Origin of the sequence: Micromonospora sp. NPDC049891 (assembly GCF_040660295.1) — a bacterium.
GTDB lineage: Bacteria > Actinomycetota > Actinomycetes > Mycobacteriales > Micromonosporaceae > Micromonospora.
On the sequence record NZ_JBFAML010000028.1, the window covers coordinates 73,649 to 84,559 of the forward strand.

Consider the following 10,911-nt stretch of genomic DNA (forward strand, 5'->3'; position numbering starts at 1 on the left):
GCCCGCGCCGAACTCTTGTGAACGAGACGGGAACTGAGACGAGACCTTAGATGAGGGCTCGGGGGCGCTAGTACCAGGCGATGCTTCCGCTGTAGGTGTTTTTGATGTGCTTGCAAATCCCCTGATCGGTGACCTTGACAAGATGGGCGAATAGAGCTATCGCCATGCTGACGGCAGGCGCGGTTAGGTTGGGTATTCCCTTCGCGTCGCAGTTCCAGGAGTATCTTCGCATAGGGTACCCATGGGCAAAGCTGTGCCTAACCTGCAAGATCTCATCTAAGCGATCTCGGGTGGCTGGACCGCCCAGCTTGCGGGCTGGCCAGTTCCAGTCGTTGATGGGGTCAAATCCGGTCCAGTTGTACAGTAATTCGCGCGAGTTCTTTGCGTTGGGAGTGTTAAACCGCTTTAAGTCAACTTCAGCGCGACTGGCCGTAATTTGGTGAAGTGCAGTAAACCTGGGTTGAAGGGGGTCTGAAATTTCGTCAAAGAAACCCCGAACTACTGACTCGATGTACGCCTCCCACGCGGCAACGGATGCCGCAAGCGAGGCGTGGTACTGAACCTGCCTCTGTTTGCGCGAGAACAGGGTGGCCCGACCCTTCAGGCAGAGCAGCTCTGCTGATGAGATAGCGTCAATGAACTTCGTGCGCGCAGGCGAAGGCATGTCTTTGCCTACAGTGCGTCGACGAACTTCTCCAGTGCTGCCCTGTATCGATTCAAGGGTTCCTGATTTACTTGGACGTAGTTTACGCCTGCCAGCTTCCTGGGGCCTGCAACAAGTTTGTGTAGCGGCGTTCCTGTCATGGCTGAGACAATGCAGGCGCTGTGATAGTCGGGGACAGTAATAAATGACTTGTCGGGCTTCACGCCTGAATTCGCAAAGATGGAACGATGCTTAGAATGGATGCGTTCCAACGTCTTTTCGATGGTCTTGGCGACTGCCTGGAAAGCGCGAGACGGCTGCCCGTCGTATAAGGTTACTCGATTGCTTACGAACGTGTGCAGCAGGGGTACCTCCACCTGCTCAGCCTTCGCCCGTTTCGAGAAGTTGATTCGAGAATATGCGGCCACATGCTCGTCACCGATGCCGTAAGTCAAGGCGACCACATTCTCGATTGCTCGCCGCGAACTGTCATCGGCTGTGAAAGGTACGACAATGTTTCGAGTGGCCGCAAGGCCGAGTTGGGTGTAGATCGCAAAGCTTGGGTTGCAATCTACCATGAAAACGGAGTCTCGGTTTCCGCTTCGCAGGCTTAGTGCAAAGGTGAGATCCTTGACCCACTCGATAACCTGCTTCCAGGCGTCGACTGGAATCGCGAGCTGTGAAGTCTGTCGAATCGCTTCAGACAGGATCTCTAGCAGGTTATCTCCACAAATGAGATACAGATTGTCTGGCACATTCTTGTTATACTTGATCGGATGGGTGATATAAGGACTGACGTCGTCCAGTTGGCGGAATGGCGAACTCAGCCGCGATTCCAGGTAGCCGGCGATGGTTCTGCGTGGCTTGCTGGTAGTCAGTTTGTTTAGCGTTGGAGGACTGGACTCGTATCCTCCGAGCAGGGTTTCACTCACGTTCCCTTGTGGGCACAGGTCGATTACGTAGACGTCGGTGTCGGGGTAACGGCGAGCGTATTCGCACGAGGCGATGAAGCAGAGGTAGCTCTTGCCAACCCCGCCTTTGTTGTTCCAAAATGCATACGAGTTCAACTCTGTCCATCCTGGGGTTGATGTGTCGGTGATTCTAGCAATCGTTGCGGCTTGAGTTCGTGGAGCGACCTGGAACCAGGGGTGTTGGGGTCAACTCCACGTCAGGTTGAGTTGCCAATGAGTATGTGGGGAATGTCTGCTCGCGTTATTATCTGCTTAGGTCCGATGAAGCGCCGCGCGACCAGTAGTCCGGCCTCGTGCGCCTCAGTGCCCGCGTGGCTCGCCGACGCGTCCGTGATGAGCCATGGAGTGAAGTCGTGTTCGAATGCGTCCACGGCCCCCTTCAAGACGCAACTTTCGGTAGCAATGCCGCAGAAGTAGAACTCTTCCCATCCGCGCTGCTTGAATAACGCCATCCCCTCCGGGGTGAACGGGCTATAAATCCTCTTGTCAAGCGTTACGCCCTGATCTACATAGGGACGCAACTCGGGCACTAAATCTATGTCGGGTGAGAATTGGAGTCGGTGCCAGCCAAAAAATCGCTCGAAGGGGCTTCCGGGATAATTGAGGTAGCGCGTAAATAGGGTGTCGCCGCCAGCCTTCTGCCAGCGTCTTACCAGGTCGGCGACAACGAGAACGATGTGCGCTGACTGCTCTCGTACGAATCCGTTTTGCATGTCGGTTACGACAAGTACAGGGCGACCGGATGTCATTGGCTCAACCTCGATCCGTATCACGGAGGGTTTCGATGGCTTGGTCTAAGGCTGGCATTAGGTCACACGTTCGTAGGATTGCCCGGCGCATTGCCTGATGCTGTCCGGTCTCCCGTAGGCGGGAAACAGCGAGCCGGGAGCGCACCCCCCGGAGAGAGCGCCATCCATATTCCGGCGGCACTCGTGGATCTCTTCCGTGCTCTACCTGCCGAGCGATCGCGTCGCAATACGCCCACATAGACTGGATCGCAAGCTCGCATGAGATTATTTCGTGCTCGGTTAGGGAGCGTTCGGCAGAGATTGGGTGGTACACGACTCCGGACCATGAGGCGTAGCCCACTGAGATTCCCGGCGTGCCGAATGATTCAATTCCTGTGTGATCGTATGATTCGGCTAGCAACGACTGCTCGACCAGTTCGGCATGCGCCAAGTGTTCGTTATCCATCGGCCGATCGCGGTGCAGCAACACTTTCGGCGTCGACATGATGCGTAGCGCGGTTCCTAGTAACTCCGCCGGCCACGCTGGCTCAACAACCCAGTGCGCACCAAGGACGTACACCGCCGAGTCATCCTCGACCGGCGCAGTGGGCGCGAGGTAATCGGTTGCCCATTTGATGTTGTCTCCATAGGAGGCGACCCGCCACGCGGCTAGCGCCGCGGTCGTGGACAACTGCACAGGCTCGACGAGATGGAAGACCACCGACCCGCACGGCCAGACGTAGAGGGTGCAGTCGCCTTCCGGGTGCTCGACGGGTGCCGAGGAGCAGGTATGCCACTCCCCCACGGCTGGCGCGCAGCCTGCGACCTCTCGCAGCCGGGCAGCGCCATCAGCGCCGACGAAGGCCGTCACGAACTTGTGGGATCGTGCCGTGAAGTGCGGGCGATCCTCGGTGCTGCCGGTTAGCTCGCCGAACAGGTCGTGGGGCTTCGCGTCGTACGCCAGGCAGTAGAGCTGCCGGTAGATCGGGTCGGTGACCGCTACGCGCCCGGTCTCGTGGCGGTACATCGCTTTCTCGATGGCCTCGACCGTGGGTGTCTCGCGGATGCCGCGCTGTTGGCCTACGCGGTGCAGCTCTCGTGCGGCGCGCTTGCGTGACTCCCAGCCGGCGGCCTTGCGACGGTTAACCAGTACGAGATTGGGCTTGTACTGCCGTGGGACCTCAGTGGACATAAGCCGTGTCCTCCGTGTCCGTGCGTAGGAGATGCCCAAATCGACGCCGGCCGGGCAGTCTCATTGGCAGGCGAGCAAGGTGCCGCAGCAGACGGGAGCCGAGGACAGGAGGCACCAGATGATCCGACCTAGCCGGTGGTGCCTTTACGCGGCCTCTCGGCCTGCCACTTCCGGATGGTCTCGGGCTGCCACGCCGGAGACCGGCCGAACATCCGGTCAGGCCCGGGAGCTTGACCGCGTGAAACGTAAGAAGCCCAGGTTGCGCGACTGATCGGCGCACCCACCGAAGCCAGGTAGATGCGTACGTGGTCAGTCGTCCACCAGTCGGCGGGCAGGTCAGCGCCAGTCATCAGTACAAGCCTACGCGGTACAGGTGCTTGCGCGAATACAACGTGGCGTTGTAGCGTCACGAATACAACTCCACGTTGTATCCCGTCAGTTGGGGTCCGGGGAAGGCAGTGCGTAACAGCACTGCGCGCCTACGTCCTGCTGTGCGGTCGTTCATTGAGAACTTCAGAGCAGGAGCGCCGCGTTTGATCTGGCTTGCGGTATTCCCGCCTTGAGCTACACGGTGGCCGACCTCGGTAGATCCCGAGCGAGCGGGCCGAGCGGGTCGGGTCTTGGCGCGCGGACCGTCTTCTGCCTCTCTGCACCTGTCCCGGGGTGGGTTGTCGCCGATATCGCGCGGCCCCACCCCCGGGTTTTCTCGTCTTGATCCCTGCATGTGGAGGTGAGCCGTCATGACCGTGAGCGTCTTCGCTGCCGTTCGAGTGACCACCCGCAACAGCGCCGTGTGGCGTACCTGCAACCGGTGCGAACGGCTCGCCCCGCTGGCTCCCGACGAGCGGCACTGCCGGTCCTGCCCGCCGGCCGTGCGCTCCCGCCGATACGGAAGGAACCGATCGAAGTGATCACCAACCTCCCCGCCGTCACCGCCGAGCCGGCCGCTGCCGACCTGGCCGCGATCGACGCCGAGTGGCCGTTGATCGCCGCCGAGCTGGACGTGTTGGACGCGCAGATCACCCTGATCTACGCCGAGGACCACGGCGGCCCTTCGCCGCTGGACTGGCGGCGGCTGCGCCGGGCCGAGGCCCGCGTGACCCGCGCCGCCGCCGAGGTGGCCACCCGCACCACCGACCCGCAGCGCGTCGCCTGATGTCCCGTATCCGCGCCGCCTACTACGACCCGGACGGGACGAAGTACGGCATCCCCACCTACTGGTGGCGCGGCGCACCACCGGGTTACGCCACCCGCCGTCAACTCCGCGCCGCCGGCCTACGCCCCGGTGGCCAACCCATCGCCGCCCAAATCCTGTGGCGCGGCGTCGGTGGCACCCGCGCCGCCTACCTGTACCGGGTCGACCTGGCCCGGCCGAAGCGCACCGCCACCCCCGCCCAACTGCGCGCCATCGCCGCCGCCCTGACCGCCCGCCGCACCTGCCGCGTGTGCGGCGTGGTCCGGCCGTACTGCATTCCGCGTTCGCTCGGCGAGTGCGTCGACTGCGCCTACCCCGAAGGAGCATCCGCGTGAACACCCCCCGCAAGCCCCGACGTGCCGTGATGGCCGAAATCCTGCTGTTGGCCGACCCCACTGAGATCCGCACCCACACCGACGGCGCATCGCTGGCGGTGTCCTTCGACCGCATCGCCGAACTACGGTCCTGGCTTCACCTCGCCGGACTCAACAGCCCGGACCTGCTGAGCAGCGAGCACACCGACACCGACGACGACGGCCGCCCCTGGCAGGTCATGACCGCCTACCCGACCCTGCACGGGTGGAAGATCTACGCCCACGCCAAGGAATACACCACCGGCCCCGACCTCGACCCGACCACCGTCGACCGGCTCGCCGCGCTGGCGGTGGCCCGATGACCGCCCCCACGATCAACGGCACCCGCTACCCGCAGCCCATCGAAACGCTGCTGCCCGCCGCCCGCGCCCTGCCCCTGCTGGACGGGCAGGAGTTCCCGTCACGGAACCGGCTGATGCGCGAGTTCCGCATCGGAGCGCCCAAGGCCGATGAACTGTTGGCCCGGCTCAAGTCCGAGCACGCCGAGCACACCCGCACCGAAACCCTTCGCTCGGCGATGGCCGTCCGGGGTGCGGTGCTGGCACCCCGCACCGACACCGATAGCCCGATGGTGCCTCGGTTGGACTACGCCGAGCCGATCGGCCCGGACCCGGCCCCGGTACCGGCCGTACCCGAGCACACGCCACCGCCCACCGCCCCGCCGGTGATCGCACCGGCCGCGCCGTCGGCCGAGGCCAGCACGGTCGGTCACCCGGACACGCCCACCCCGCCCACGGCGGTCAAGCCGGTGCGGCCGGTGGCCGCGTGGCCGGTGGTGCTGCTGGCCCTGCCCGCGTTCGTCGCGGTCTGGTCCGGGTGGGTCGGACTCGGCGGACTCACCGGATTCGGGGTAGTGCACCCGCTACCCGGCATCTGGGACAGCTTCCAGATCAACACCGCGATCACCCTGCCGATCGGTGTCGAAACGTACGGCGCGTACGCCCTGTACGTGTGGCTGTCCGGCCGCGTACCCGACCGGGCACGCCGGTTCGCCAAGTGGTCGGCCATCGCCTCACTACTGGTCGGCGCAGCCGGACAGGTCGCCTACCACCTACTCGTCGCCCCACCCGACGGTGCCCCGTGGTGGATCACCACCGCCGTATCGGTGCTGCCAGTCGCGGTACTCGGCATGGGCGCCGCTCTGGCTCACCTCGTGCGAGAGGACCACTGATGGGCAAGAGCAGCCGAAAGGCGACCGGGCAGGACCTGATCAACATTCTCGCCGAGTGGGCCGTGACCCAAACCCACCGCGACGACGCCACCCGCGCGGCCTGGCGCAGCCTGCCCCCGCACGTGCAAGGCGAGATCCACGGATGGGCCGCCGACGAGCGACAGCGACGCGCAGACGGCACCACGATCACCGACTGATTCCGCCCGGCGGCGCGGCCTCTGGCCTGGAAACCGCGCCGCGCCGCCGGTCCCTCCGTTCCGGCACTCAACCGTTGGAGAGAACCTGATGTTGTCACCCCTGCGAGCGCTGCGGAACGCCGTAGCCCGGTTGCGGCCCCGCCGCCCGTTGTTGATCGGCACACCGCTGCGGGCCACGATCACCGCCGCCGCGTGCGGCGGCTACACCCTGCTTATCCACTACAGCGAGGGCACCGAGTGGGTTGACCTCCCGTTGCGCATGGAGGACTACGACCGGCCCGACGAACGCGAGTTCACCGCCATCGCCGCCGCCCTGGCCTCCCGTGGTCTGACCCGCACCACCGGGTGGCAGATCGACACCTACGGCCGTCTGTGCGCCCCCATCGCAGTCATCGATTCCGCAGGGGCGGGCCGGTGAGCGCGCCGAAGCGGTCCGCCGCCGCCCGGTCCTCGCCCAGCACTGACGTGTTCAACGGCTTCCGCAAGTCACGCGGCGGCTTCACGGGCACGGCCAAGGGCAGCGGCCGGACCTGGAACGACAACGAGCACCGCCCAACCTCCCGCACCCCCGCCACCCGCAAGGAGGTCCGCCGTGACCGCCCCTGACGATGACCATTTCGACTGGCAAGCCGCCGAAGCCGACCTCACCACCGGGCCGGATGCCGAGGTGGTCGACCTGGACGACGCCCGCGCCCGCCGTGCGCCCCGTCCCCGCCCACCGGTCGACTCCGACACCGCCGACGACGCTGACGCCGATGCGGAGACGGTTGACGCGGGACCGGAGCGGGTCGGTGGGCCGGTGGACATGGCCGACGACATTCCGGCCGAGGTGGTGGCCCGGCAGCAGCAGCGTCGGCCGATCCTGGCCGAGTGGGCGCGTTCCGGCCGTGCGCTGCGCGCCGCCGTGAAGCATCAGAGCAAGGACGCCGGGTATGTGGTCGCTTATCACGGTGTCCGGTTGCCGAAGTACGCGGTGAAAGCCCTGGCATGGGCACCCGTTGGCGCGGTCCGCAGCATCGGCCAAGCCCTGCGCTGGGCTGCCGCTGAGGAAGGGAACTGGGACCTACGGCAAGCCGCCGCGTCGCGGGGTGACGCCGATACCTGGTTGAAGCTGGACGCGCGCCGTCAGCGTCAGTCGGTGTGGCGGTGGTGGGTGCTCGCGGCCGGAACCGCGGGGACCGGGACCGGTGTCATCGTGCTCGCGGCTGGGCCGGGCTGGTGGTCGGCGGTGGCCGGCGCGGTGGTGGTGCCGTGGCTGGCCACCCGTGGGCGTCCGGCGGACCGGCCGATCACGGACCGGGTGACCGAAGGTACCCGCTACCGCAAGCTGACCGCCGACCTGGTGCGCCGCGCCCTCACGTCGCTGCAAATGCCGGCCATCAACAGCGCTGTTGCCAAGGATCCGAAGGCCATCAGCTTCCCGGTGGACATCCATCGGGACGGCCCCGGTCACCTGGCCGTGGTCGATCTGCCCTACGGGGTGGAAGCCGCCGAGGTGGTCGCCCGACGGGGCAAGCTCGCGTCGGCGATGCGCCTGCCGCTGGATCAGGTGTGGCCCGAACCCGCCCCCGGCCACACCGGCCGACTCGCGTTGTGGGTCGGGTATGAACCGGCGTCGCAGATGAAGCAACCCGCGTGGCCGCTGCTCAACGCCGGAGTGAAGGTGGACGTGTTCAAGCCGTTCCCGTTCGCCACCACGCCCCGCCTCGACACCGTGGCGGTGGATCTGATGTTCCGCAACTTCCTGTTCGGCGGTCAGCCGGGCTCGGGGAAGACGTTCGCGTTGCGGGATCTGATCCTGGCCGCCGCCCTCGACCCCCGCACAGAGATTCGCGGATACGAGCTCAAGGGCGTCGGGGACTTCGCCGTGTTGGAACCGGTCATGGCCGAGTACGGCAACGGTTTCGACGACGACACCCTCGCCCGGTGCTTCGGGTTCATCGAGTGGCTGTATGAGGAGTGCCGCCGCCGCTCCAAGCGCATCGAGCACTACGCCAGGTTGGGCAAGGCCCCGGAGAACAAGGTCACCCCGGAACTGGCCTCGCTCAAGGACTCCGGCCTGCATCCGTTGGTGGCGTGGTTCGATGAGCTGCAAGAGCTGATGACCAGCAAGTACGGCAAAGACGCCGGGGAACTCTTGGAGAAGGTCATCAAGCTCGGCCTGGCGCTCGGGGTGATCATCCTGATCGGTACGCAGATCCCGGACAAGGACAGCTTGCCGACCGGCATCACCCGCAACGTCAACTCCCGGTTCTGCCTGTCGGTGGCTGACCAGACCGCGAACGACATGATTCTCGGGACGTCGGCGTACAAGAACGGGTACCGGGCCACGGTGTTTCAGCCGGTTATTGAGGCCGGGTGGGGCATCCTGCGCGGGTTCGGGCCGAAGGCGTCGGCGGTGCGGTCGTTCTACGTCGACACCACCGCCGCCGCCCGCATCGTCACCCGCGCGGTGACGCTGCGCCAGTCGGCCGGGACGCTGCCGGCCCCGGACGAGCAGACCCGGCAGGTTGCCCCGGTGGCCGACGTGCTCGGCGACCTGGCCCGCGTGTGGCCGGGCGACGAGAAGTCGGCATGGAACGACACGCTGTGCGGTCTGCTCGCCGAACTGCGACCCGACGTCTACGGCGGGTGGGAAGCCGCACAACTCACCACCGCACTCAAACCCCACCCGCTGATCAAGGTCGGCGATGTGGGTCGGCGTATCGACGGCAAGTCGGTCACGCGGCGCGGCATCAAGCACACCGACCTACTCGCGGCGATTGCGGAGCGTGACCGCAAGCGGTCCGTCGGCTGACCCACCGCCAGGGTGCTAGCGCTAGCGGCCCGTGCTGCTAGCGCTAGCACCCCCGCTAGCACCCAAACCGAATCATGAGCTGCCCTCTAGCGGATAGCAGCTCACAGCCGTTCACGCCCAAATCCGGTCCTGGAGGCTGCCGTGGACCCCCTGACCATCGCCGCTATCACCCTCACCACCATCTCCACCGCCGTCACGCTCGGTTACAGCATCCTGTGCTGGAGCTCGCCGTTCAAGACCTGCCAACGGTGCGCCGGCACCGGCCAGACCACCACCCGCTTCCTGCGCCGGCCGCGTGCCTGCCGCCGCTGCGACCGAGGCACCAGGTTGCGCACCGGACGGCGCATCTACAACGTGGTTCACCGGCTACGCGCTGAGGCACACCGATGAACCGCCGGACCGCCGGTCACACCGACTGGTGCGGGCGGGACCACCGCTGCAACCTTGGCGAACACCGCTCCCCGGAAATCGTGGTCGACATCCCCGCACGGGCGCGGGCCGTGCTCGTGCGCGTGCGGACCACCGCCGGCCGCGACCACGCCGAAATCCGCATCCGGGTCGCCCTCGCCCCCGCCGAGGTGGCCGCCCGCCGACAGCTGGTCGGGTTACTCGGCGACCTGCGGAACGCTGTCACCCGTGCCGCGATCGCCGCTCGGCCCCGGCCGAGGTGGTGAACCGGTGGCTTGCCGCGAGCGCGGCGCTCAGCCGACCGGTGACCGATGACGAGCCCTACCCCCACGTCTGCGGACGGCGGGTGGACGGCACCGGCACCCGTAGTGGACGGCCGGTCTACCTGCAACGGCGTGACTGCGCCGCCTGCGCGCAGGAACGCCCCCAGCGCCGCCCGGCTTGGCCGCCGCGTTCCGGTTCGCTGCCGCTGGCGGCATGACCTGATCGGCGCGCTTCGCGCCCTCACCCCCGGTGGCCAGCGCCCGCGCGCCCCCGGGCTTGGACCGCCGCACCGGAAAGGAGTTCCCTATGCCCGACCCTGCCCAGCTGGTCACCGCCGCGCTGACTTACACCGGTCGTGGGTGGCCGGTGTTCATGCTCGGCCGCACCAAACGGCCCGTGGCCAACTGCCCGGCCTGCCCGAAAGCCGATGAAGACCCGACCCACGACCAGGACGCCTGTTCGTGCCTGACCTGTCACGGCTCCTACGCGGCCAGCACCGACCCGGAGCGGGTGGCCGCGATCGTGGCCGCCGTCCCCAACGGACAGCTAGCGCTACGCACGGGTGCCGCGTCGGGAACCGTCGTGGTCGACATCGACCCCGCCCACGGTGGCCGTACCACCATGACCGACCTCATCGGCCGAGGCTTGCTGCCGCCGACCGCATACGTGGTCACCGGGTCGGGTGGGTGGCACCTGTACTACCGGCACCCCGGCCACCGGGTGCCATGCAGTCAAGGCAAGCCCGGTCAAGGACTCGGCCCCGGTGTCGACGTGAGAGCCGATGGCGGCTACGTCGTACTCCCACCATCGGTACACCCGCGCACCGGACGCCCATACCGATGGGCGACCGGCAGGGACACGCAGGTAGGGGAGATGCCCGTTACCTTTTTGATCGTCCCCAGCCGGGGACCCTCGGTCGCCCGGCCCGGTATGACTTTCTGCCCCTGTCGTGTGGATGATCCGGGGGGTGT

Annotated in this window: 16 protein-coding genes; 12 read left to right on the top strand and 4 right to left on the bottom strand. The window is 66.3% G+C overall.

The window, feature by feature from the left end:
- Positions 1–67: 67 nt before the first annotated feature.
- The 4 genes from AB0I71_RS26880 to AB0I71_RS26895 all read right to left on the bottom strand — a co-directional run bounded on the left by AB0I71_RS26880 (position 68) and on the right by AB0I71_RS26895 (position 3,534).
- A complete protein-coding gene (locus AB0I71_RS26880; protein ID WP_357589180.1) occupies positions 68–664 on the bottom strand; it encodes a HEPN domain-containing protein in 597 nt (198 codons plus the stop codon).
- An 8-nt stretch (positions 665–672) separates the two neighbouring features.
- Positions 673–1,710 carry a ParA family protein gene (locus AB0I71_RS26885; RefSeq protein WP_357589182.1) on the bottom strand — a complete coding sequence of 346 codons (1,038 nt, stop codon included), beginning with the start codon at positions 1,708–1,710 and terminating at the stop codon, positions 673–675.
- A gap of 101 nt (positions 1,711–1,811) precedes the next feature.
- Complete coding sequence (locus AB0I71_RS26890; RefSeq protein WP_357589184.1) at positions 1,812–2,363, bottom strand: cysteine hydrolase; 552 nt, start codon at positions 2,361–2,363, stop codon at positions 1,812–1,814.
- A 4-nt stretch (positions 2,364–2,367) separates the two neighbouring features.
- Complete coding sequence (locus AB0I71_RS26895) at positions 2,368–3,534, bottom strand: hypothetical protein (RefSeq protein WP_357589186.1); 1,167 nt, start codon at positions 3,532–3,534, stop codon at positions 2,368–2,370.
- Positions 3,535–4,441: 907 nt separating this feature from the next.
- Here AB0I71_RS26895 and AB0I71_RS26900 point away from each other — a divergent pair.
- The 12 genes from AB0I71_RS26900 to AB0I71_RS26955 all read left to right on the top strand — a co-directional run.
- On the top strand, positions 4,442–4,690 hold the full coding sequence (locus AB0I71_RS26900; RefSeq protein WP_357589188.1) for a DUF6284 family protein: 249 nt from the start codon (positions 4,442–4,444) through the stop codon (positions 4,688–4,690).
- Positions 4,690–5,064, top strand: coding sequence for an RRQRL motif-containing zinc-binding protein (locus tag AB0I71_RS26905; RefSeq protein WP_357589190.1), 375 nt, complete (start codon positions 4,690–4,692; stop codon positions 5,062–5,064). The genes AB0I71_RS26900 and AB0I71_RS26905 overlap by 1 nt, the downstream gene beginning before the upstream one ends.
- Before the next feature lie 29 nt (positions 5,065–5,093).
- Complete coding sequence (locus AB0I71_RS26910; RefSeq protein WP_357589208.1) at positions 5,094–5,405, top strand: hypothetical protein; 312 nt, start codon at positions 5,094–5,096, stop codon at positions 5,403–5,405.
- Positions 5,402–6,274, top strand: coding sequence for an ABC transporter permease (locus AB0I71_RS26915; RefSeq protein ID WP_357589192.1), 873 nt, complete (start codon positions 5,402–5,404; stop codon positions 6,272–6,274). The genes AB0I71_RS26910 and AB0I71_RS26915 overlap by 4 nt, the downstream gene beginning before the upstream one ends.
- Complete coding sequence (locus AB0I71_RS26920) at positions 6,274–6,471, top strand: hypothetical protein (RefSeq protein ID WP_357589194.1); 198 nt, start codon at positions 6,274–6,276, stop codon at positions 6,469–6,471. Before AB0I71_RS26915 ends, AB0I71_RS26920 begins: the two co-directional genes overlap by 1 nt.
- An 88-nt stretch (positions 6,472–6,559) precedes the next feature.
- Positions 6,560–6,889 carry a hypothetical protein gene (locus AB0I71_RS26925; RefSeq protein WP_357589196.1) on the top strand — a complete coding sequence of 110 codons (330 nt, stop codon included), beginning with the start codon at positions 6,560–6,562 and terminating at the stop codon, positions 6,887–6,889.
- Entirely contained in the window at positions 6,886–7,077 is a 192-nt protein-coding gene (locus tag AB0I71_RS26930) for a hypothetical protein (protein WP_357589198.1), read from the top strand. Before AB0I71_RS26925 ends, AB0I71_RS26930 begins: the two co-directional genes overlap by 4 nt.
- Positions 7,064–9,268 carry a cell division protein FtsK gene (locus AB0I71_RS26935; RefSeq protein ID WP_357589200.1) on the top strand — a complete coding sequence of 735 codons (2,205 nt, stop codon included), beginning with the start codon at positions 7,064–7,066 and terminating at the stop codon, positions 9,266–9,268. The genes AB0I71_RS26930 and AB0I71_RS26935 overlap by 14 nt, the downstream gene beginning before the upstream one ends.
- A 141-nt stretch (positions 9,269–9,409) precedes the next feature.
- Entirely contained in the window at positions 9,410–9,658 is a 249-nt protein-coding gene (locus AB0I71_RS26940; protein WP_357589202.1) for a hypothetical protein, read from the top strand.
- On the top strand, positions 9,655–9,942 hold the full coding sequence (locus tag AB0I71_RS26945; RefSeq protein ID WP_357589204.1) for a hypothetical protein: 288 nt from the start codon (positions 9,655–9,657) through the stop codon (positions 9,940–9,942). The genes AB0I71_RS26940 and AB0I71_RS26945 overlap by 4 nt, the downstream gene beginning before the upstream one ends.
- On the top strand, positions 9,939–10,157 hold the full coding sequence (locus AB0I71_RS26950; RefSeq protein ID WP_357589206.1) for a hypothetical protein: 219 nt from the start codon (positions 9,939–9,941) through the stop codon (positions 10,155–10,157). Before AB0I71_RS26945 ends, AB0I71_RS26950 begins: the two co-directional genes overlap by 4 nt.
- Before the next feature lie 89 nt (positions 10,158–10,246).
- The coding region (locus tag AB0I71_RS26955) for a bifunctional DNA primase/polymerase (protein ID WP_357589210.1) at positions 10,247–10,911 on the top strand (665 nt) is incomplete at its 3' end.